Annotated in this window: 25 protein-coding genes; 19 read left to right on the plus strand and 6 right to left on the minus strand. The window is 34.1% G+C overall.

The window, feature by feature from the left end:
- Nucleotides 1-153: 153 nt before the first annotated feature.
- On the minus strand, nucleotides 154-1,818 hold the full coding sequence (locus tag MHH98_RS08880; protein ID WP_038182883.1) for a ribonuclease J: 1,665 nt from the start codon (nucleotides 1,816-1,818) through the stop codon (nucleotides 154-156).
- A 186-nt stretch (nucleotides 1,819-2,004) separates the two neighbouring features.
- On the opposite strand from MHH98_RS08880, the gene MHH98_RS08885 reads away from it, so the two are divergent.
- The 6 genes from MHH98_RS08885 (at nucleotide 2,005) to MHH98_RS08910 (ending at nucleotide 5,910) form a co-directional block, all read left to right on the plus strand.
- Nucleotides 2,005-2,343, plus strand: coding sequence for a hypothetical protein (locus MHH98_RS08885; protein WP_340712600.1), 339 nt, complete (start codon nucleotides 2,005-2,007; stop codon nucleotides 2,341-2,343).
- A 206-nt stretch (nucleotides 2,344-2,549) separates the two neighbouring features.
- Nucleotides 2,550-2,804, plus strand: coding sequence for a hypothetical protein (locus tag MHH98_RS08890; protein ID WP_340712601.1), 255 nt, complete (start codon nucleotides 2,550-2,552; stop codon nucleotides 2,802-2,804).
- Between the two features lie 686 nt (nucleotides 2,805-3,490).
- Nucleotides 3,491-3,811 carry a PadR family transcriptional regulator gene (locus MHH98_RS08895; protein WP_038182880.1) on the plus strand — a complete coding sequence of 107 codons (321 nt, stop codon included), beginning with the start codon at nucleotides 3,491-3,493 and terminating at the stop codon, nucleotides 3,809-3,811.
- 71 nt (nucleotides 3,812-3,882) lie between these two features.
- On the plus strand, nucleotides 3,883-4,227 hold the full coding sequence (locus tag MHH98_RS08900; protein ID WP_038182879.1) for a DUF1048 domain-containing protein: 345 nt from the start codon (nucleotides 3,883-3,885) through the stop codon (nucleotides 4,225-4,227).
- Nucleotides 4,228-4,398: 171 nt separating this feature from the next.
- The gene (locus MHH98_RS08905; protein ID WP_038182878.1) at nucleotides 4,399-5,160 is read left to right on the plus strand and encodes an ABC transporter ATP-binding protein; all 762 of its coding nucleotides are present in this window, start codon (nucleotides 4,399-4,401) and stop codon (nucleotides 5,158-5,160) included.
- Nucleotides 5,161-5,910, plus strand: coding sequence for an ABC transporter permease (locus tag MHH98_RS08910; protein WP_038182877.1), 750 nt, complete (start codon nucleotides 5,161-5,163; stop codon nucleotides 5,908-5,910).
- Between the two features lie 460 nt (nucleotides 5,911-6,370).
- Here MHH98_RS08910 and MHH98_RS08915 read toward each other — a convergent pair whose 3' ends face one another.
- Together MHH98_RS08915 and MHH98_RS08920 are read right to left on the minus strand one after the other, a co-directional pair.
- Nucleotides 6,371-7,222 (minus strand): DegV family protein, encoded by an 852-nt coding sequence (locus MHH98_RS08915; RefSeq protein ID WP_038182876.1) that lies wholly within the window; start codon nucleotides 7,220-7,222, stop codon nucleotides 6,371-6,373.
- 468 nt (nucleotides 7,223-7,690) lie between these two features.
- Nucleotides 7,691-8,143: a hypothetical protein gene (locus tag MHH98_RS08920; protein ID WP_038182875.1), complete on the minus strand. Its 453-nt coding sequence runs from the start codon at nucleotides 8,141-8,143 to the stop codon at nucleotides 7,691-7,693.
- 968 nt (nucleotides 8,144-9,111) lie between these two features.
- Here MHH98_RS08920 and MHH98_RS08925 point away from each other — a divergent pair.
- The 10 genes from MHH98_RS08925 to MHH98_RS08970 all read left to right on the plus strand — a co-directional run bounded on the left by MHH98_RS08925 (nucleotide 9,112) and on the right by MHH98_RS08970 (nucleotide 17,251).
- Nucleotides 9,112-9,990: an AraC family transcriptional regulator gene (locus MHH98_RS08925; protein WP_340712603.1), complete on the plus strand. Its 879-nt coding sequence runs from the start codon at nucleotides 9,112-9,114 to the stop codon at nucleotides 9,988-9,990.
- Between the two features lie 207 nt (nucleotides 9,991-10,197).
- Nucleotides 10,198-10,491: a CD3324 family protein gene (locus MHH98_RS08930; RefSeq protein WP_038182872.1), complete on the plus strand. Its 294-nt coding sequence runs from the start codon at nucleotides 10,198-10,200 to the stop codon at nucleotides 10,489-10,491.
- A gap of 101 nt (nucleotides 10,492-10,592) precedes the next feature.
- The gene (locus tag MHH98_RS08935; protein ID WP_340712605.1) at nucleotides 10,593-11,504 is read left to right on the plus strand and encodes a GNAT family N-acetyltransferase; all 912 of its coding nucleotides are present in this window, start codon (nucleotides 10,593-10,595) and stop codon (nucleotides 11,502-11,504) included.
- Between the two features lie 113 nt (nucleotides 11,505-11,617).
- A complete protein-coding gene (locus MHH98_RS08940) occupies nucleotides 11,618-12,181 on the plus strand; it encodes a GNAT family N-acetyltransferase (protein WP_038182867.1) in 564 nt (187 codons plus the stop codon).
- A gap of 85 nt (nucleotides 12,182-12,266) precedes the next feature.
- On the plus strand, nucleotides 12,267-13,100 hold the full coding sequence (locus MHH98_RS08945; protein ID WP_038182864.1) for an MBL fold metallo-hydrolase: 834 nt from the start codon (nucleotides 12,267-12,269) through the stop codon (nucleotides 13,098-13,100).
- A 244-nt stretch (nucleotides 13,101-13,344) separates the two neighbouring features.
- The gene (locus MHH98_RS08950; protein WP_340708921.1) at nucleotides 13,345-13,908 is read left to right on the plus strand and encodes a nucleotidyltransferase family protein; all 564 of its coding nucleotides are present in this window, start codon (nucleotides 13,345-13,347) and stop codon (nucleotides 13,906-13,908) included.
- A gap of 135 nt (nucleotides 13,909-14,043) precedes the next feature.
- Complete coding sequence (locus MHH98_RS08955; RefSeq protein WP_038182858.1) at nucleotides 14,044-14,490, plus strand: ASCH domain-containing protein; 447 nt, start codon at nucleotides 14,044-14,046, stop codon at nucleotides 14,488-14,490.
- A 135-nt stretch (nucleotides 14,491-14,625) separates the two neighbouring features.
- Nucleotides 14,626-15,555, plus strand: coding sequence for a GNAT family N-acetyltransferase (locus MHH98_RS08960; RefSeq protein ID WP_340712607.1), 930 nt, complete (start codon nucleotides 14,626-14,628; stop codon nucleotides 15,553-15,555).
- Between the two features lie 304 nt (nucleotides 15,556-15,859).
- Entirely contained in the window at nucleotides 15,860-16,261 is a 402-nt protein-coding gene (locus MHH98_RS08965; protein WP_038182856.1) for a hypothetical protein, read from the plus strand.
- Nucleotides 16,262-16,414: 153 nt separating this feature from the next.
- Nucleotides 16,415-17,251 carry a DUF6612 family protein gene (locus MHH98_RS08970; protein WP_038182855.1) on the plus strand — a complete coding sequence of 279 codons (837 nt, stop codon included), beginning with the start codon at nucleotides 16,415-16,417 and terminating at the stop codon, nucleotides 17,249-17,251.
- Nucleotides 17,252-17,321: 70 nt separating this feature from the next.
- Here the strand turns inward: MHH98_RS08970 and MHH98_RS08975 are convergent, their stop codons facing one another.
- Nucleotides 17,322-17,699, minus strand: a complete 378-nt coding sequence (locus tag MHH98_RS08975; RefSeq protein WP_051448666.1) for an NUDIX hydrolase — start codon at nucleotides 17,697-17,699, stop codon at nucleotides 17,322-17,324.
- Between the two features lie 237 nt (nucleotides 17,700-17,936).
- Here MHH98_RS08975 and MHH98_RS08980 point away from each other — a divergent pair, with 237 nt between their 5' ends.
- From MHH98_RS08980 to MHH98_RS08990, 3 genes are all read left to right on the plus strand, one after another.
- Nucleotides 17,937-18,479, plus strand: a complete 543-nt coding sequence (locus tag MHH98_RS08980) for a DJ-1/PfpI family protein (protein ID WP_038182854.1) — start codon at nucleotides 17,937-17,939, stop codon at nucleotides 18,477-18,479.
- A 57-nt stretch (nucleotides 18,480-18,536) separates the two neighbouring features.
- Nucleotides 18,537-19,571: a phosphotransferase family protein gene (locus MHH98_RS08985; RefSeq protein WP_038182851.1), complete on the plus strand. Its 1,035-nt coding sequence runs from the start codon at nucleotides 18,537-18,539 to the stop codon at nucleotides 19,569-19,571.
- 257 nt (nucleotides 19,572-19,828) lie between these two features.
- The gene (locus tag MHH98_RS08990) at nucleotides 19,829-20,155 is read left to right on the plus strand and encodes a YnfA family protein (protein ID WP_038182847.1); all 327 of its coding nucleotides are present in this window, start codon (nucleotides 19,829-19,831) and stop codon (nucleotides 20,153-20,155) included.
- A gap of 169 nt (nucleotides 20,156-20,324) precedes the next feature.
- Here MHH98_RS08990 and MHH98_RS08995 read toward each other — a convergent pair whose 3' ends face one another.
- Complete coding sequence (locus MHH98_RS08995) at nucleotides 20,325-20,960, minus strand: DUF4352 domain-containing protein (protein ID WP_038182844.1); 636 nt, start codon at nucleotides 20,958-20,960, stop codon at nucleotides 20,325-20,327.
- 67 nt (nucleotides 20,961-21,027) lie between these two features.
- A complete protein-coding gene (locus MHH98_RS09000) occupies nucleotides 21,028-22,416 on the minus strand; it encodes an alkaline phosphatase (RefSeq protein ID WP_038182843.1) in 1,389 nt (462 codons plus the stop codon).
- Between the last annotated feature and the right edge of the window lie 426 nt (nucleotides 22,417-22,842).

Consider the following 22,842-nt stretch of genomic DNA (forward strand, 5'->3'; position numbering starts at 1 on the left):
TAAAAACAGGTAGAAAGAAAATAAGATAGTACATAATAAAAAGCCCATAAACGTTATTAGATAACATTTATGAGCGATGATTCCTTTAATTTTCGAATCCGCGGACTCTAACTCTATCTTGTCGAGATAAATCATATTGAAAAATTCTTTTGCTTAAACCTCAATAATAACAGGCAAAATCATCGGCTTTCTTTTTGTCTCAGTATTTATATACTGTCCTACAGATTTTTTTATCTTTTTCTTCATTTTATTAATGCTACCATCTAAAGATTCATTTACTGTTGTTTTAACAATGTCATTTACGTTTCTAATAAGCTCTGCGGAATCTTTTGCATAAACGAACCCGCGGGAAATGGTGTTAGGTTCATAAACAAGTGTACCTTCTGTTTTAATAATTGTTACAACAATGACAAGCATACCGTCTTCAGATAGTTGTTTTCGATCTCGTAATACAATGTCCTCTACTTCGCCAATACCGATTCCATCAACGTAAGTATCGCCAGCAGGGACTTTTCTAGTTTGACGTGCTAGTGCGTTTTCAATATCGACCACATCTCCGTTTTTAATGATGAAGGTATTGTCTTTTTCAATGCCAACGGATTCAGCTAACAAGCGATGTAGGTATAACATCCTATATTCACCGTGAATAGGAATAAAATATTTTGGTTTCATTAATGTTAACATAAGTTTTAGGTCCTCTTGATAGCCGTGTCCCGATACGTGCATTCCCGTTTTGCTAGCGGATCCATAAATAACTTTGGCTCCCATTTGAAAGAAGCTATCTACTATCCGCGATACATCTTTTTCATTCCCAGGAATAGGGGATGCTGCAAAAATAACCGTGTCATCAGGTAACACTTTTACTTCCCGGTGATTCGAAGTCGATAAGCGAGAAAGGACCGCTAGTGGTTCTCCTTGACTGCCTGTACATAAAATCACGACATCTTCAGGAGGTAAATACTTTACGTCTCGTGACTCAATTAGCAAGCCATCTGGTAAATCTAAATATCCGCGTTCTACAGCAACTGATACGACATTCACCATGCTACGACCAAGCAATGCAAGCTTTCGATTGGTTTTTAAGGTTGCATGGACTATTTGCTGAATACGATTTACATTTGAAGCAAAGGTCGAAATAATAATCTTACGCTTAGCTTTCATAAAGGCGGCTTCAATATGTTCACCTACCAATTGCTCAGAAGGAGTAGAGCCAGGGCGTTCTGCATTTGTACTTTCGGATATGAGGAGTAATACCCCCTGTGTACCAATCTCACTCATTTTATGAATATCAGAATATTGATCATTCATTGGTGTTAGATCGAATTTAAAGTCTCCTGTATGAACGACCTTTCCTTCAGGTGTGTCAAAGACAATGCCTAAACAATCGGGTATACTGTGGCTTGTTCTAAAAAAACTTACAGCGATTTCACCAAAATCTAAATTTGAATCCGAGTTGATTTGTACCAATTCTGTAGTCCTAAATAGTTTATGTTCTTTTAATTTTAGTTCAATTAATCCGAGTGTAAAACGAGTAGCATATATCGGAACATTTAATTTCTTCAAAAAGTATGGAATTCCACCAATATGGTCTTCATGGCCATGTGTTACCACTAAAGCCCTGATTTTTTCCTTGTTTTCTTGTAAATAATCGATATCAGGGATGATAAGATCAATCCCTAATAAACTTTCATCCGGAAATTTAGCTCCACAATCGACGATTATAATATCATCTGCGTATTGTATAACATACATATTTTTACCTATTTCATTGATACCACCTAAGGCGAAAATAGATAATGTTTTATTACTTAGAGTCAAAATAATGTCCTCCTACTCGACTATTCTTTTTTATTATTGCAATGCAATTTAGGCTGTTTTGAATTCATTCTTCAGTATTGCTTTTGAGTCATCGTTCTATACGAAATCACTGAATATTGAAGGTTCTAGTAGTAGCATTAAGAAATTTACATCTGAAAGAGCAGTTTAAATAGTGGGGAGGATACTATGAAACGATTAGTACTATTGATAGTTGCTATTGCTCTCTTAGTAGGAGTAGGTGGCTTTTATTATGCAAATGTAGATAAAAATTATTTTGAGTTACAAAAATTCTATGATTTCCCTGTTCCTAATAGTGCTACATTAGAAAGTGAAAATCAGAATGCTAAAAATTATATATGGGAACCATCGACAGGTACTGATGTTCCACTTACTTATCAGTTAATGATTAAAAAGAGTGGGTGGAAACAAGTGGAAATTGATGGGCATAGTGTTATTTACAAAAAAGGTGACGAGTTTATACAACTCGTTCTTGCACCAGATTATATTGGTATCTTAAAAGAATAGAAATAAACTTACTTAGTATTAATTAATGTAAATATAAAGTGACAAGAGATTTGTTCAATTTACAATAAAGTCATTTGAAAAAATAATAAAGTTGTTTAAAAAGGGTAATAGAACTGGGGTTAATTTCAATTTCTTTATATAATAAAAAATGAATATTTCCATATTCGATTCGTTAGAAAAAAAGCAGTTAGTTAGGATGTGAAAAAATGAAATTAAAACTGAAAGGCTTTTTTGTGGGGGTTATGAGTTTTATAGTTTTAACTATTGCTTTAGTTTTTATTGGGAATGAGTTTTCGATTTCTTGGCTAACTTTAGCTTATACTCATCAAAATAGTGAAAGTGGAATTTATGTATCTATTGAACCTCTGATGCCCGTTATGATTGCTTTGTTAGCATCTTTAATTTTGGAATACGTGTATGTTAGACATAATTCTAAAAAGATAAGTAATAAAGGATTTTAGGCTTAAGGATGGAAACACTGCATACTTCATGAGTATAAGTGGTGCAAACTTATTGGTTTTTGAAAAAGATAATTTGCAATATAGGGTTGGTGTAGATAGTTGAAGAAGAAAAATTTTTGATTCGATGCAATAATCAATAGAATTAGCTATTTGAACTAAAATTTCTGAAGTAATCTTTTAAAAAGTAATACTAATGAACAGCAAATTTCTAAATCTATTCGGTGTGTTCATTGAAACAGAAGTCGGCTTTTTACTAAAAAAATTAATGAGCAAGTAGTGAATAAGATAATCGAAAAATAATGAAGGGATAGAATTTCCATATTCTCATGTACAGCTGCTGGATGGGAATGATCCAGGGTGTAATCATTGTGAAAGAAGCATAGGAGGAAGTAAAAGCACTGGTTATAGAAATATTTAGAAAATCCAGTTGAAATTCCCTCTGCTAGGTATTACGATATACCTGTAATAAGTAACACTGGATACCAACACCATTGAATAGTGAGGTCACAAAAATAATTTAAGAAAAACAGTTGACAGCCTCGCTACTCGGTGTTACGATGTACCTGTAATAAGTAATACTTAATAGCTCGATTTCCTAAAAGCTATTAAGTAAAAAATTTTAATTAGTACTAAGTTATACTGAATATAAGTCAGACAAAATAGAGGAGGTAAAGGAGGCTTTGAACATGGAAAATTTAACTGAAATGCTTAAGGGTTCGCTGGAAGGCTGCGTGTTGGAAATCATCAGCCGCCATGAAACCTATGGATACGAGATTACCCGCCGCCTGAACGAGCTTGGGTTTACCGAAGTCGTAGAAGGGACGGTCTACACCATCCTAGTGCGATTAGAAAAGAAAAAACTGGTGAACATAGAAAAGAAACCGTCAGATATGGGACCGCCCCGCAAGTTTTACTCACTTAATGAGGCTGGTCGCCAGGAACTTGAATTGTTTTGGGAAAAATGGGATTTTGTATCATCAAAAATCAATGTCTTGAAGTCAACTTAGCATCATAAGATATTCTATCCGATATTTTTGGAGTGCCTTGTTCAGCTTTATAAAAAAGGAGGAAAAATAACATGATGGAAATGTTCAAAAAAATGATTGGTGATAAAAAAGAATACAAGATGATGATGGCACGGGTTGAAGCCCTGCCAGAGGACTACCAGTTTGTATTTAAGAAAATTCAAAACTACATGTGGAATTTCTCAGCGGGAGGCAGCGGGATGGATATGCTGCACATACAGTATGAATTAATCGAGTTGTTCGAATCTAGTGCGGCGGAAGGCAGACAAGTGCTGGAAATCACTGGGGACGACGTGGCGTCATTTGCTGACGAACTAGTGGCAAACGCTAAAACCTATGTCGCCAAGTATCGTGAAGATTTGAATCAGAGTATCTTGAATCGATTAGGAAAAAAATAAATTCAATAGATAATACCGACTGAATAGCTGATTACAAATGTGAAATTCCACCTTCGTTATTCAGTTTTATTTTATACCAGGTAGTAAGTAATACTTATTATCAGTCATACTATATAGAAGGGTATATGCAATCTAGCTCCGCAAGACGCTTATTAAAAGGAGGATAAAAGTATGAGCAATGCAACGATATCTGTAAAAGGGTTAAAAAAATCCTTTAAAGACAAGGAAGTCTTAATGGGGGTGGATTTTGAGGTGCGTCGTGGCGAAATTTTCGCACTGCTTGGTTCAAATGGAGCGGGCAAGACGACGACGGTCAACATCCTCTCGACACTGATGAAGGCCGATGGCGGTGAAGTAGGTATTTGCGGCTTTGACGTCAAGCGACAACCGGATCATGTTCGCCAGAGCATCAGCCTGACAGGGCAGTTCTCAGCTTTAGATGGCATGCTCACCGGGCGGGAAAACCTGATGATGATTGCCAAGTTGCGGGGAGTTCCCAATCCTGCTCAAGTCGCCGACAATCTGCTTGCAAGATTCAGCCTGACCGATGCGGCCAACCGCCGGGCCGACAAATATTCCGGCGGGATGAAGCGCCGGCTTGACATCGCCATGAGCCTGATCGGTACGCCAGCAGTTATTTTTCTCGACGAACCGACGACAGGGCTTGACCCCGAAGCGCGGATTGAAGTCTGGGATACTGTCAAGGAGCTTGCCGGCGGCGGCACGACCATCTTGCTGACGACACAGTACCTGGAGGAAGCCGAACAACTGGCGGATCGTATCGCCATCCTGCATGGTGGAAAAATCATCACGACCGGTACCCTTACCGAACTTAAAGAGATGTTCCCGCCAGCGAAAGTGGAATACTTCGAGAAGCAACCGACATTGGAGGAAGTTTTCCTCGCGATCATTGGCAAAAAGGAGGAGATGTAAATGAAAAGCAAAACAGGGGTATTACTAGGGCGTTTAATGCGCAACATCATGCGCAGCCCGGATACGATTATCACGGTGGCGATTACGCCGATTATGATGATGCTGCTGTTTGTCTACGTATTTGGAGGTGCAATAGAGACAGGTACGGACAACTACGTCAATTATTTATTGCCGGGAATCTTGCTGATGGCTATCGCATCCGGCGTTGCTTACACTTCCGTGCGGCTGTTTACGGATGTAAAGAGCGGGCTGATGGCGCGTTTCATTACCATGCCCATCAAGCGCTCGTCTGTATTATGGGCTCACGTTTTGACCTCGCTTGTTTCCAATGCGCTTACTGTCGTGGTGGTTATCCTCTTCGCGATCTTGATGGGCTTTCGGTCCAGCGCTGATATCCTGGATTGGCTCGCCGTAGCTGGGATCCTCGCGATGTTTACGCTAGCGCTGACATGGCTGGCTGTCATTCCAGGATTGACAGCGAAATCTATGGAAGGGGCAACAGCCTACTCGTACCCGTTGATTTTCTTACCGTTTATTAGTTCGGCCTTTGTTCCCACAGAAACCATGCCTAAAATTGTCCGTGCGTTCGCTGAGAACCAGCCCGTGACTTCAATTGTGAATGCGATTCGTGCCCTTTTGTATGAAGGGTCTGTTGGCAACGGAATCTGGATCGCGCTTGCCTGGTGCGTCGGCATCACGGTTATCTCTTACTTCTTCGCCAGTAATGCATTTAAACGTCAGTTAGGATAAGTACACCATCGGTTCGGTGTCTCGTAGCAACTAAATCTTCCGAATTAAAATATATGTTTGGAAAATGCAAGGAAAAATTTTCCATTATTTAATTATTTGTCATGTTCTCATGGTAACTATTGTCTATAAAACACCTTCATGTTATTCAACAATCGGGCGCAATTCTGGAATAAGAATTGTGCTTTTATTTTTATATTTGACCATTTCATGAAATAGGACTTTAAAAAAAGGACTTAAAAAGGTTTATTAGTGTGAGATTGTGAAGAAATGTACTTAAACTAACGGGGGCTTTAGTTGAACAAGGAACTGACAGAGGTAGGTACTTTTTGTTGGTTGAAACTTCCTTATTAATGTAAATCCGCATTTTCATGACGCTATGCCTAAAAAAAATGGTATAAAACAAAAGGCTTCTTCTTATCGATGAAGCCTTTTTAGATTTTCAATATACTGTATACAAGATTTAAACTTCTAATCCTGCAATCCCAAATCCTCCAGGACCAGAATGAGTAGAAATCATAGCACCGGCTTGAATCCAAGTTGTATTTTTGAATCCAGTTTCATTTGCAATTTCATTTATCCGTTGCTTGATATTTCCACTGAGTCCGATTGAGTATATAAAATAAATTTGTTGTCTATCAATGTCATATTGATTTAAATAATCACGCATTAATTTTTCAGCAACATTGCTCATATTTCCACGATATTTTTTAGTTGAAACAAGCTTTCCTTCTACTAATTCAATGCATGGTTTTATTTTCAACAAAGCACCTCCGAGATAAGCTAAATTACTTACTCGTCCACCTGCTCTTAAAAAATCTAAGCTACCAGGAATGAAAGCAAGCCTTGATTTAGGAACCTTTGATTCAATTTTTTCTATTAAGTGAACAGGATCAATCCTAGGTTCTTTCTCTAGCAAAGTAACAGCATACATCACAACTGCAGTTAATCCACCTGTAACGTTCAAAGCATCAATTAAAAAAAGATCCTTTAAATCTTCCGCTGCTATTAACGCATTTTGAAAGGAAGCAGATGCCTTTGACGTATAACCAATATGAATAATGACACTATCAGGAAAATCCTTTCTAATTTTCTTGAAAAACTCATGATACTCATGGACATTAGTGGCAGATGTAGATGGTATCTTTTTTGTGCGATCATAAAAATCATAAATTTCATTTACGGATAGATGACCGTCTAAATAATCCTGACCATCCATGATTACATGCATCGGTATCACTTGTACATCATGTTTGTCCGCTAAAACTTCCGGTAAATCGGCCCCGCTCTCAGTCGATAAAATAATTCTTCTCACTGTACATCTCCTCCAACTTATATTCTATTAGTGCTTAGCTTTTAAAATTCACTCTAACTATACATTAAAAATGTAGGATATATGTTGAAATGATTTAAACTTGTAAAGTAATTGTAGATTTGAAATAATGATGCGATGGTTTTAAATAATGATTGATAATTTATATTAAAGTTTGAGTAAAATTTAAGATTGAAATTGGCGAATACAGTATATCAGTGGTTTGATTCGCCTTTTTAATCAATCTTTTTTATAAAGGTAAAATTTAGGTGAGTTATTAAATCAAGCTTTGCAGAATACTTTTGATCAATCTTTATTTCAAACCAACAGATAAAATTAGTAAGTGAATTAGAACGATAAAAGCCTACATCCCGATTAAGGATGTAGGCTTTTATTGAAATAATTATTATTGAATTACTTTAAATGTATAAGTTATTTTTTATCACTCGATTGAGTGGTTTAAAACATCTATTATTTATATCCCCATGGTGCCCATGACAAATCATAGGTAATTTTCTTTTTTGTTCCTTGATTCACCAGGTGAAATCTATATCCATCATTATCCGAGAATTTTGGAGACTCAAACTTGGTAGTTCCGTTTTTCTTAGCGTTAATAGTTTTGATTGTCTTCCAACTTCCCTTATTATTTTTCTTAATTTGTATGTATACTTTGTAAGTTCCACTTGCGGAGCTACTAGATTTAATAGAACCATTAAGTAAAGCGATTTTTGAAGTGCTACTCCACTTCTCGTAGTAATTTTTTGAATCTACATAGTTAGTAAAATAGCCACTTTTATATTTAAATACCTCAAAGCCAGCAGCTTCCGTTTGTTTTGGCGCTACACTTGCAGTAGTGACCCCACCTACAAGTAATACTGAAGCCATTCCCAATGACACTAGTACTTTTTTGATTCTTTTTTTCATATGTATTCCCTACCTTTCTAATTTTAGACATTATTATTCTAACACAACTGCACAATATAATATATATTTCATATCTATTATAATTATTTGATGGATACAAATATTTATAAATAGTTTTTTATTGTTTTTCGTAGATTTTCACAAAGTAAAAAAAGCCTCTATATAGGACGACCTTTTTGACTCCATTCGATGAGTTTCTTCAATTTCATTTGTGTAATTTAGTTTAATAAACTCTTTTACATCTTAAATAATCCATCACACGGCCTTAGTTAGCTATTGATATAGGAAAAAACTTAAGCTTCACTTCGCCCTTCACTGCATTTTTGAAATAAAGCCAAACCGCTTGTTTAAAAAAGATAGTTTGAATTGGATTTTCATACCATCTTTTCTTTATCCTATATAATATATGTAAGAATATACCAATGTCCGTATAGTTAAGAAAGGGTGAAAGTTAAATAGTATTTTTCAAAAAAATTTATATATATATACTGTCAACAATTATTGCTTTGTTTGGAATTTTAGTGAATTACGAAACAACATGGGCTGTTGCTCTCTTAGGAATTAGTTTCGTAGGCTACTTATTTTTAATCTATGTGGATAGAGGGAAAGCTAAACATAAAAATTAAAAGGGGGGGAATCTTCATTATTCGCTAACCGAATTAAACAACATTATTATTTGTTAAAGTAACAATTTTAAAGCAACTAACCGATTTTTCATAAACTATAATATCCTCCTAGCGTTTAAAGAACACCGAATAATCAAATGGAAATTATTTAAAGGGTAGATAATGTTTTTATCGAATTTAGGTGTAACGGAATAATAAATTCGATAAAAACAGTCTTAATGATTTTTAAATACTGTACAATTTTTTGCTGAACAGTTAATAAACAAACGGGCAGTAAACTTTAGCAAGATTTATCAAAAAAATATTCTCTATATTCGGTATGATGATTTTGAGGTGAGCAAGATGTATTACAGCGAAGTAACTCAAAAAACAATTTCTTATATTGAAAGCAATCTGACGGAAGAGATTCAACTTGATACTTTCCCATCAGTTATCGGATATTCGAAGTATCATTTACTTCGGATTTTTAAACAAGAAACAGGGAAATCAATTGGCGAATATATCCGTTTACGTAGGACTGCGATGGCTGCATTGATACTATTGCACTCAGATGAATCAATTTTAACGATTGCTTTACTATTTCAATTTCAATCTCAAGAGGCGTTTACAAGAGCATTTAAAGATGTTTACTCCTTGCCACCAGGGAAATATCGAAAGCTTATGCAGGCTGTACGAATGATGGAGGAGGAGAAAAAAATGAATAAAAGTGAACAAATTACAGGCTGGAGCTTAAGCGGATCTAATCCAGAGTTGTATGATTTCGTAGTGGACGGAGATGTATTTCATACAGGAACAAAATCAGGTTTACTCTTTGCAATAGGGGAAGCAAACGCTCAGCAGTTTGCCACAATTATGCAAGGTTTCCAAGCAAATAATTATAAAGGGAAACGTCTAAAGCTTTCATGTTATTTAAAAACAGAAAACGTTTTAAAATGCGGTGCATGGCTTCGGATTGATAACACTACTGGCGATACTATTCAATTTGATAATATGGATAACCGCTCCATTCAAGGCACAACAGATTGGAATCACTATTCAATTATTCTAGATGTTCCAGAAGAAAGTGCTTCTATTCACTTTGGTGTATTACTTATTGGAACGGGGAAAGTATGGGCTGATGGATTTTGTTTTGAAGAAGTGAATGAAAAAGTAGCTACGACAAATATGCTTACACAGGAGCATTTGCCAAAACAACCGAGTAATTTGGATTTTAGTGAGTAGTTCATGTTCAGCTTTTTCACTGTAAAATGTGGTATGATATGACATATACTTGAAACAGTAATGTAAGCAATACAACATAAGGAGGGATGCATTTTATGAGAAGAGGTACTATTAATTTTGCATAGTAAAGGCTATTGCAAAATATTATAAACAAAATAATAGCCTTTGCTATTCCTAAAAGAACTATTAAAATTTAGGAGTGCAAAAATGAGCTATAAAAGAGCAAATAATCTTCTGCCAGCAGAGCTAGTAGAGTTAATACAGAAATATGTCGATGGTGAATATATTTATATCCCAAGAAGAGAAGAAAATAAAAAGTCTTGGGGATCAGGTACTGCTACAAGGAGAGAATTGGATTTAAGGAATTCTAATATTTACAACGATTTCTTATCGGGAATAGATACAACTACTTTAGCAGAAAAATATTATTTATCTTCAAAAAGTATCCAAAGAATCATACTAAAAGAAAAGAAAGCAAATAATAAGTCAATGTGGTTATAAACTACATTGGCTTATTTTCATTTATGAAAAAAGGATGAGGTATTTTCCAGTTATGTAGTTAAGTTATACTTTATTTAGATAGAAATCAGGAGGAAATTCAAATGAAGAACGTAATGATTAACGGCAAAAACTATAAATTGATTTCCCTCTACCAGGATGATAATGAACTACGAAACAGTTTTAATTTGCTAACTAAACAAACTTATAATTTCGATTTTGAAAAGTGGTATAAAAGTGGTTATTGGAAAGAGAATTGTATTTTGTATTCACTGTTAGACAACGATAAAATGGTTTCTCATATTACAGTCAGTGTCATTGATTTTATCGTCTTAGGGGAGAAAAAACGATTTGTTCAGTTGGGTACAGTAATGACAGATGAACAATACCGCAACCAAGGCCTAAGCCGAGTGCTAATGGATACGGTTATAGAGGAGTGGGAAAATAAATGTGATATGTTCTATCTTTTCGCTAATGACAGTGTTCTTGATTTTTATCCTAAGTTCGGATTTATATCTGTTGATGAATATCAAGCTTCAAAACAAATTTCAATAATTGAAAGTCCTTATTCTGTCCGAAAAATGGACATCGATAATGTTATCGATCTTAATCTGCTTTATGAAACAGCAAAGAATGCTGCAGCACAATTTGCACTTTCAATGGTGGATAACGCTGGGCTAGTCATGTTCTATTGTAACTATTTTGAATTGTTCAGTTTTAAGTATAATCTTTTCTATATACAAGACTTAAATGCAATTGCTGTAGCAGATTATGAAGAAGATACATTGATTCTATATGATATTTTGGCAACCAAGAAAATAGAAATTGAAAATGTACTAAATGCCTTGGCAACAGAACAGACAAAGAGAGCTATACTGAATTTTATGCCTATCAACAGTGAAAACTATGAAGTAAGTCTTTATAAAGAAGAGGATTCTACACTTATGGTAATGGGGGATAAAGAAAAACTATTTAAAAATAACAAGTTGATGTTTCCAATGTTATCACATACATGAAAAAATGATTTGATCTACTCGGCCCTTGATTTAACGCATTCAGAAGATGATTTAACCTATTCGAACATATAGCACAAAGTTTTAACCAATTAGCATTTTATGGGGGAATAAAAATGGATTTTGCAAAAATATTAAAAGAGTTTCCAGTAATAGAAACTCAAAAAATTCGTTTAAGGAAATTAAGATTGGAAGATGCTCCTGCATTATTAAAATATTATTCAAATGAAAATGTATATCGAAATCTTGATTGGAATGGACCAGAAACAATAGAAAGAAGTTATGAAGTTATCAAACTATGGAACAAAGGTTATGATGCAGGTTGGATTATTCGTTTTGCAATTGCAGACAAAGTCACAGATGAAATTATAGGAACAATATTTTTAAGTGAATTTGAAGGGAAAAGGGCTGAAATTGGTTATGAACTATCAGAGCAATATTGGCGTCGTGGAATAATGGCCGAAGCAGTACATGAGGTTTTATCAATAGGATTTGACCATTTAGGCTTAGTAAGAATTCAAGCCTTTGTTAGTGATGAAAATATAGCATCAAAGGTGTTATTAAAAAAATTCAACTTCAAAGAAGAAGGTTACTTAAGGAAGTTTGAATGCCATAGTGTTACTGGAGAATGTAAAAACATGTGGTTATATAGTTTGTTAAATACAGAGTTTCAGAACTGAGAGGTGATTGTATATACATCTCAGCATATTTCGACTGAATTTGTTACGCAAAGACTTCAATAAAAAATTAGGAGTAGTGATAATAATGTTAGAAAAAATAACTGATAGAATCTATTATATGAAAAATAGTGATGAAACGGATAGACCCGTGTTAGGACTTGTGATAGGTGACGACTTTTGTTTAATTGTTGATGCAGGAAATTCTCCCAAACATGCAAATGAATTCAAAATAGAAATAGATAAAATGGGCCTGCCATCGGTGAAGTTTTTGGTGTTAACACATCATCACTGGGATCATACTTTTGGTTTAAAAGAATGGGATTTGATTTCAATTGCAAATATCAAAACAAGTAATTATTTGAAAATGTATCAAGGTATTAAATATGATGAAAAATCATTAGAATTAGCAAAAGCTAAAGGTGTTTTTAATGATTTTTCAATAGAATGTATTAAGGCAGAAATTACGGATAGAGAGAATTTTTCACCTAAAAATGTGAATCTATCTTTTGATGGTGAAATGAAAATTGACTTAGGTGGGGTTACATGTGAGATACGCCAAATTGTAAGTCCACATACGGATGATTCAACAATTTTATATATACCTGAAGAGAAGACTTTATTTTTAGGTGACTGTATTTATGGGCGAACAATACAGGGAAGCAACCATTTTGATGCTAAACAACTATTTCCGATGATACAAATAATCGAAGAGTATGACGCTGACTACTATATATGTTCTCATGAGTCAGTTTGCAGTAGAGAAGAAATAGTATCCTATTGGGAGCAATTAAATATTAGTTTTGCTATTTCTGAAAAATGTTCAAGCTTAGAAGAGGGAGTAGTAGCATACAAAAAGCAGTTTGATATAGAACCTTCAAATGATATGGTCTTTTTCATGAAAAGCTTCGGACTTAGATAAATCCATGTTTTCATTTACCTTTTTCCAAAACGCTTTTTTACTAACGTTTATATAGATAATTTAATCATGTTTTAAAATTTTGAATCTCTCATTATATTTCTGTATTTGACATAGAAGGATTTTATTAGCAATAATTAACTGTGTATTTCAACTGATGAAACATTCAATTAACTCATTGAAAAACTGCAATTACTAGAATAGAATATTTCCGATTATTAAAATATAGAAAGGTAGTGTATTCTCATTGGTTTTACAAAATGAACTTGGTCTTATAGAAGCGATAAAAAAAGATAAATGGATGATGGAGATTTTACAAGCTGTAGAACAGTTGAATTTGCCAGACTGTTGGGTTTGTGCTGGCTTTGTTCGGAGTAAGGCTTGGGATCTACTGCATAACTATGGTGAAAGAACGCCATTAGCAGATATTGATGTCATTTACTTCAATGCTGAAGAGGTAGATGAACAAATAGAAAAAAGTCTCGAGCAGCAATTATTAAGTATGAAGCCTGACGAGCCTTGGTCGGTGAAAAATCAAGCAAGAATGCATGTGATAAATGGAGTTGCACCTTACATTTCTTCTAAAGATGGAATCGCTCACTTTTCAGAAATTCCAACTGCTATTGGTATACGCTTAAATAATTCTAAAGTTGAGTTATGTGCTCCATACGGAGTAGAGGATTTGTTATCTTGTGTAGTAAAACCAACTCCAGAATTCAAGAAAGGCATGCCTATGCATGATATTTATGTAAGAAGAATTGAGACAAAGAACTGGGATAAGATTTGGCCTAAATTGAAGTTGAAATTCTGAATCCAACTACTTTATGAAGAATAAATATTTTATTAACGATTCCCATATTATACTGCTTCGAGCATAAGTAAAGAGTCTTCACACTATAGATGAAAATAAAATCAGATCAATAAAGAAGGTATAGGAGGTTCTAAAATGAATAAAGAAGCACAAACGTATTGGAACGAATATTGGGGAGAACAGAATAAGCCAACATCAGTAAGTACTTGGAAGTTCGGTGACACGGCTGATAGGCTAGCCGAACAAGTAGTTAGTGGAGAGAAAACAGCAACATGTTCTGGTCATGCTTTCTATGAGTTGAAAAATATGCCGTTACCTATGATTAATGACTACGGGGTTATTTTGAATAGCGAAGAGCAACCTGTTGCAATTGTCAAAACAGTTGAAGTTTCATTAGTACCTATGAATGAGGTAACTGAAGAATTTGCAATTGCTGAAGGTGATGGTACATATGAGAAATGGAAAGATATACATGTAAATTTCTTCAGTTCAGAATTACAAAAATACGGTTTAACATTTACAGAGGATATGCTTCTTGTATGTGAGAGATTTAAACTCATCGATATTAAAAATAGATTATGATGCTTCGATTTATTAGAATTTTAGATTTCGAATAAGATGTTTGGAATAGAAATTATGGTGATTCATTATTACTTTCATAATTCTTTCTATCTTTCTAAAATAAAAATGGTTATTTTCAAAAAGGAGCACATTTATATGTCCGCATTAACGATAGAAAAAGCAACAATGAATGATGCAAAGATTTTAACTGAAATTATGAAGAAAACTTTTGACAGAGAAGCGAAAAAGTGGTTGTCAAAAGAGGAAGCCTATGCAGATTATAATATTCAACCTCCAGGATATGCATCTATAGAAATGAACAAATATATGATTAAAGAGTTGAATTATTATAAGGTTATTATAGATGAAATCATTGTTGGAGGTATTATTGTTACAGTATCGGGGAGATCTTTTGGGAGAATTGACCGTATATTCATAGACCCTATTTATCAAGGTAAAGGATTTGGTTCAAGAGCGATAAGTATAGTGGAAAAAGAGTTTTATGATGTAAGGAAATGGGAACTTGAAACGTCTAGCCGGCAAATCAATAATCATTACTTTTACAAAAAGAAGGGGTATGAAAAAACCTTCGAAACGAAAGATGAATACTATTATACAAAGCAAATAAAAATACCTGTTGAAGAAGAAAATATAGTTGAAAATAAAGAACTTTCAAGAATACAGTACGACAATTGTGATATGTCTAAAGCCGAATATTATCAAGTAAATTTAAAAGGCAGTTCATTTAGTAATAGTAATTTGATGAATAGCTATATTAGCAATTGCAATCTTAGCCATTCAAAATTTCAAAATATAAATTTTAGAAATTCACTTATTGCGGATTTAAATCTTGCAAACAGCGAAATCCTTTTGGCTTCTTTAGGAGGAGTTCATTTTAAAGACACAGATCTTGGAAAAGAAAATAATCCTATATTATTTGAGAGATGTGATTTGAAAGGAAGCAAATTGAGTCATTGCAATCTCAAAGATGTAGAAATACAGAATAGCGAAATCACAGGTATGAAAATAGATAACATCCTAGTCGAAGAACTGCTCGAAGCTTACTATCAAGTGATTAAAGGGTAATTATCAAATGGTATTGATGAAATTAAAACGAACATTTTTTAACTAATTCACATATAATGCAAAATGTGTTTTTTATAGCTGATTAAAGTGTTTTGAATTTAATACCCTTTTGTATATACACTATGTTGTAAAAAAATGAAGTTAGGCAAATAAATACTAAATTTCCAGAAGAATTTCTTTCGGTGTATGATAAACTTAATCTAACTAATGTAGAAAATTAGGCAAAATCACTCTAGAGTATGTGCCGTTTCATTAGACATTGTATTGAGTTATTTGAATATATGTCTGAAAGGAATTGATCATGATGTTGTCACAAAAACTATTCGTAGCGACTTTAACTGCCTTGTTCACTTTTTTTATTCTTCCATTATTTTTTATTGAAGTAAATGCTAATGACTATTTCATCATTGGATTTGTTGTCAGTTCAGTAACAATTCCATTCATTTTCACATTTGGATTACTTTCCTCAATGTTTATTGAAAATTTTTGTTACAAATATCATCTAAAGAAAATCATAAGTTTTCTGCTTCACATCGTTAGTGGCGTAATATGTTTAATGATTTTCGCAGTCTATAATTTCATTGCAGGTGGTTCACCTGAAGGATATATTCAAACGGGATTAATGATTGCATTGTTATGTGTAACAGTTTTCTTTTGTATTGATATTGTCATGAAGAAAATATCAAAAAGAGCGGATTCACTATAATTATACTAAAATATTCTTATATACATAAAATAGTAAAATATGAAACTTTTTATTCTTAGATTCGTACTATACTATTAATAGATAAATTTAACAAAATTTCCTTTAAGGATTAAAGTTAATATCTATTTAAAAGTTAAAAGGTGGGGTTTATTAATGAAAAAATGGTTTTTGCCATTCGTCATGCTTCTAGTAGTGGGCGTACTTGGCGCATGTAATGCAAATGAAAAGGTCGGAGATTCAGATGTAACTGCGAAAGAACTTTATGAGAAAACTTTAAAACAGCAAGAATCTCTAAAAAGCTATTCTGCAAATGGTGATATCAAGCAAAGCATGGTATTTAAAGACGGTGAAGAAGAAATGTCGATTGATCTGGTTAGTGATATGAAAATGGATATCATTGCTGATCCACTAAGTTCATATTTTACTTCAACAACTAAGATGCAAGATGTTGGTGCGGAAGAAGCAATGGATATTAAAATGGAAGGGTATATGACAGATAAAGGCTTCTATATGAAAGAATCAACAGTGAATCAATGGATGAAGATGCCAAAAGAGCAATATGATCTAGTTTTAGGTTCTTATAAAGAGCAATCTGATCCTTCAGAACAACTGAAAAAACTTAGTGAATTTGTAGAGGACTTTAAAGTTGATACGGAAGGTGACAAATACGTGTTAACTTTAAAAGCTGAAGGTGAGAAATTTACAAAGTTCATTAAAACTGAAGTAGAAGCTCAACTTGAGCAAATGGCACAAGGTGCTGAAAAACCAGCAATTGATGACATGAAATTTGATGATGTTGAGTATGTAATCTACATTAACAAAGATGACTACAATATCGAGCATATGAAAACAATTATGAATATGACGATGAAAGTAGAAGGCAATGAAATGAAGATGAAAACAGACACTGACTTAAAACTGAGCAACTTCAATAGTGTTAAACCGATTACAGTACCAAAAGAAGTAACTGAAAAAGCACAAGAAATGTAATAGAAACCGGTTGTAGCTGAAAAGCTATGACCGGTTTTTTTGTCCATAGTGTCTCAATGTTAAGAATGATTTAGACAGTTCTGTTCAATTTGATTTCAAACTCAGGATCTGTGATATATTCCATATATTTAATATTTCCATCGAAATTCAAATAAGCTTCATAACGAGTTCGAAAAGCAGTTTTCGTAAAATACTCCAGTACTGTATCCTTAGCAACCCAGCAGCTTTCTGATGTTTCTTCTGAAATAGCTAACTCCCCACCAACTGGTTTGCACCTATAATCTAGCATTAATTTTGTAGGAACGTCAGTGATACCGTCGTACCATTTATGAGTGCTTGTATTTGAATAAACACCGATTAAGTTTGATACAGTAATGTCAATTCCACTTTCTTCTTTTACTACTCTAATTAATGCATCCACAGCAACAATATGAGTTGGCATTTCCATTTTTTTCGCCTCCATATGTAATAAATATAATACTTATAAATTCTACATTTTGAGTATATATGAACGTTTACATATGTGTAAAATTTTATAAAAAGTTATAAATTAGATAATATGATAAAATTATGTATAAAGCTTAAGTAATACTTCTGTTATTCTCCTTTTATATTAGTAATATCATTTAGTGAAAAACAAGATTTTAGAACTTTTAGAGAAACTTGAAAAAGAGGTGAATATTCTATGAAAAAAACGGCGGTTTTATTATATCCACAATTTAGCGAGTATGAATTGACGACTGCTTTATCCATTCTAATGCAAGGTGGAAAATCAATTTCTGTAATTGCACTAACAAAGGAAGGAGTAAAAGGGGAGGCAGGTCTAACTTGTGTTGCTGATGAAACAATAGATCAAGTAAACTACCAAGAATTTGATAGTCTATTACTTACTGGATGTATGGACATTGCAAGTGTTGTTGAAAATGAAAAATATATAGAGTTTGTTCAAAAGATTGCTAACCAAGCAAACTTTGTTATTGCAAGTATTTCAAGTTCCCCGATGTTACTAGCAAAAGCAGGATTATTAAAAGGAAAAAAATACACAGTTGGATTGTTGGCAGAACATAGAGAACAATGCGGATTATTTGATGATGCGAACTATGTAGAAGATCTAGTGGTTCAAGATGGAAATGTAATAACAGCTTGGGGTTCTGGATTTATTCAGTGGGGAGCACTATTTGGTAAGGTGGTTAAAGTTGAATTTGAAGAGGCATGGTATAGAGATTAAAATATTTTTTCAGAATATTAATTTCACATCCAATTCAAATACTATGGGGGCTAATTTATGACAACAAAAATTCTTTTCGCTTCAAATAAATTAGGTGTTATTACGAATGAGCAATTACAACAAATGCTTAATCAACACAATTTAGGTAAACTTATTTCCTCTAAAAAAACTGATAATGGTGCAATGGGTCAGACAATGTTTGTTCATTCCTCTAAAGGTGAGTTTGTTTTAAAAGGGAATCCACTATTTCCTGGGCAATTTGAGGAGGAACATTTTTTTGTGAATAACATTTCGGGAATTAGTGATGTACCTGTTCCCACGCCGTATTTCATTGGTGCAACTAATTCGTATTTTAGTTGGAGTTATGCTATTATGCCACGACTAAAAGGTAAGCATTTGAACGATATAGAAGTAGCGGATAAGTTAATGAGTGAAGATAAAATACAGATTGCAGAAAGTATGGCGAACACGCTATTGCAATTACATAGTTGGAAAGTAGATGTATGCGGAGAATTTAATCCTAACACGAAGAACTTAAGTGAATTTAAAGAGGGTTTTACAATTTGGCTTTTTAATAGAATTCGTTATTGGGTGGAGGATGCAAAAAAATATTCTAAAATAACACTAGGTGATGTGAACTGGGTAGAAAACGTCCTACAAGAATCTCTTGATGCTTTTGATCAATTTGATACACCAACATTTGTTATGGGTGATTTTAAGCCTGGTAATTTTTTGATTCTGTATGAAGGGCACGAGTGGAAAATAAGTGGAGTATTTGATTTTACCAATGCCTATTTTGGTGACCCTTTAGCTGATTTGATAAAAATGTTAACAATGTATATAGATCATAACGAATTAGATGTGGCGAAGCATTTTTTTAAGATATATATGACTAGAACTGATGAAAAAGAGCAAATCATACAACGTTTAAAAGTACATATGCTTATGCAAAGAACATTAGATTGGGGCTGTGCAAAAGCTATCGGTGCAGTTACTTGGGATGAGGATATGTCATTTTCTGTTTGGGTAGAACATTATTTGAAAACGATGGAGGAGCTTATTAGAGAGATTGAACAATGGGAGTTTATATAATCAGTATTACCAGTTACTTTTCATTGTTAGGAAGTATGATGAAAAAATTAAGAACGACGCCAAATAGCAGCAATAGTCCAATTAATAAAGTCTGCTGCTATGACAGCTTTTCTTGTTCAATTGCCGAAGGCTTTTTAGGAAAAGATCTTTAAGCTGTTCAGACGGCCCCTTTTTTTTCTACAACAAATGGGACAGGCAATTGAATAAGTATAAGTTATAATTTGTTTTATAGAATACTTTTTTAGGAAGTGGTCTAAATTTTTTATGCAATTGTTTTGTTTATACTTGCAGGTATAGCTGAAATTGGCGGAGGATATTTGATATGGCTATGGTTAAGAGAAGGTAAACCATATTATTGGGGTATAGGTGGAGGAATAGCCTTAGCCTTATACGGTGTTATTGCTACATTTCAATCGTTTCCATCGTTCGGTAGAGTATATGCTGCATACGGAGGAGTATTTATCGTTCTTTCTGTCCTGTGGGGATGGGGGATTGATAAAAAAGCACCCGATTTGTACGATTGGGTAGGTGCAGGAATTTGCTTAGTTGGTGTAGCCGTAATGTTATTAGCACCGCGTCAATAGTAATAGTAACTGTACATGGCATATTCAAGTATTGGAGGCTTTAGTTTAATAAAAAGGAAAGGGCATTACATATTAGGTAGATATAATATGTAATGCCCTTTTATTTATCCTTTTTAAATTTAAGTCTGGATAATTTAAAGGTTTAAATTTCTTTTAAATAGCTTTTTTATCAAAAATAAATTCTAAACTTTTTAGCGTTAGCAACCTTTGCTTCATTTCCATCAAATACATCACTTGTTGTAATTTCAATCCATTCAAGGTTCGTTTTTGTATCAACGATGAATCCCAAATTGCCTTTCTTAGATGCACTACCTTCAATTTCTTCGTTTAAGTTTTCTAAGTAAATGTCTTGATCCCAAGTGATTTTCTGACCAGTATTTGTTTCAATCATAGCGATTGGTGCGAAGTTTACTTTTTGGGTGGAACTGTTTTTGATTTCCACAAAGAGTTTCACATAATCAAATTCTTCGTCATGGGTGAGGCTGTGGAAATAGTCGGTTAGACTGTAATCGGGGAACAGGTGAATTAGCTTTGTATCTTTCACTGTTAATTTAATATCCCCGACTTTAACTGTTTGTTCTTTTAAGTTTATTTTCTGTAATGTTGCTTCGCCTTTCGCATCTTTGATGGATTGTCCGACAGTGAGTAATGTGCGGTCATCAGGTACTTGTGGATTTGCTCCATACCCATCGAGGTAATTGCTTTCTATTTCTTGAGCCAAAGCAGGGGAGCTAGTACTGAAATCTTTGTCGGAGCAGCCAAATAATAAGGATGGTAAAAGTAAAAAGCCGAGTGATTTTTTCATTTATTAACCTCCATTTAATAGAATAAAGGGCTAACGGTAGGAGTGTCAGCCCTTTATTAAAATTATGTTATTTATCTTTGATGACTGTTTTGTTTTTCTTTTTATTTTGCTCTAAAATTTTGAAGATGATTTTAGCGTTGTCAGTGTTGTCAATTTGGCCAGCAAATTTGCTTGATGACGGACCGTAAGCGTATACAGGAACATCTTCTCCAGTATGACCACCTGTTGTCCAACCTGTGTTTGAACGCGTATCGAAGATTTTCTCGATTGCATTGTCGATATCAATTTCTTTTTTAGCTGTTGCATCTTTTACCGATTGAATTTCTTCAGCTGTTAAATCAAGATTAATATATTGTTTTAAAGTTTGTTCAACATCGGCACCATTCGCAATTTTGTTTGCCATGAAATCGGGTGTGCGTTTAGCAGCTTTGATTGGAGTGGCAAACCAGTTGTAATCGCCATTTGCACCAATTGTGAAACCGCCAGTAGAGTGGTCAGCTGTTGCAACGACTAATGTATGCTTGTCTTTTTTAGCAAAGTCGATGGCTGCTTTGAATGCCTTTTCGAAATCTTCCATTTCACTCATTGCTCCAACGATGTCGTTGTCATGACCTGCCCAATCGATTTGGCTACCTTCAACCATTAAGAAAAATCCGTTTTTATTTTGTTTTAAGCTAGAGATGGCAGAGTTCGTCATATCTGCTAGGGAAGGTGTCTCAGCTTTGCGGTCAATCATTTTATCCATACCACCAGTTGCGAATAAGCCAAGAACCTGTTTATTTTTATTTTTATGTAACTCTTTTTTTGTTGTCACATAGTTAAAGCCATCTTTTTTAAATTCTTTCACAAGGTCTCGGTCCTCGCGGATAAATAGTGATGAACCGCCACCAAGCAGAACATCGACTTTGTGCTTGCCGTTAATGAGTTCATCGTAATAGTCATCTGCAATGCCGTTCATGTTTTTTCGACTTGGATCGTGAGCGCCAAATGCAGCTGGCGTTGCATGTGTAATCTCAGATGTTGCTACAAGTCCTGTAGCTTTGCCCATTTCTTTTGCAGATTCTAGGACAGTCTTCACTTCTGATTCATCATTATCTACTGCTATAGCATTGTTATATGTTTTAATACCTGCTGACATTGCTGTTGCAGCAGATGCAGAGTCTGTTACGTTTTCTTTTGTGTCTTCTGGATACGTCATTTGTTGCCCAACTAGATATTTATCAAACACTGTAGGACTGACAAATTTTGAGTTAGGGCTGCTTTTTAAGTAGCGATAGGCTGAAGTGTAAGAAACACCCATGCCATCTCCAATAAGGAAGATAATATTTTTAATTTCGGGTTCTTTTGGTGCTGTTGATTTTGCTTGCGCCTCAGAAAAAGGTACTCCTAGGCTACTAATCGCCAGAGTAGATACAGCTGCAAACGCAAGTAATTTCTTCTTGAAATTCTTGTTCATCAATATAATTCCTCCTAAACTTTGGTATATCTAAAATATACAGAAACAGTTTTATGGAAGTGTTATCGCCATGTAAGAGATATGTAAATCATTGTAAAGAAAAGATTAACTATCATCGCAAAACTGTTAATTTTTTTTATAGTATGTTCAAAATCGGGTTATTTATTTTTAGAAATTCAATTGTAATATCAGTGCCACATCTATTTTTAGCGTTTTTATTTTGAGAATCAACGCATAATAAAGAAATTAAATGTTAGTTTTGTAGTTGGTGCGGCAATAGCTGGCGGATTAGCGTTATACTTTGGCTGTGAATCACAAGCTCCTCATGGTGGAATGTAGTTTCACTTCTAATTGGTTGTATTGTAACAGCGTTAATGGTTGGATTCTGGAAATAACCAATTGAAGAAAAAATGTAAAGTATTACAG

It is taken from the genome of Viridibacillus sp. FSL H8-0110 (genome assembly GCF_038003565.1).
GTDB lineage: Bacteria > Bacillota > Bacilli > Bacillales_A > Planococcaceae > Viridibacillus > Viridibacillus arenosi.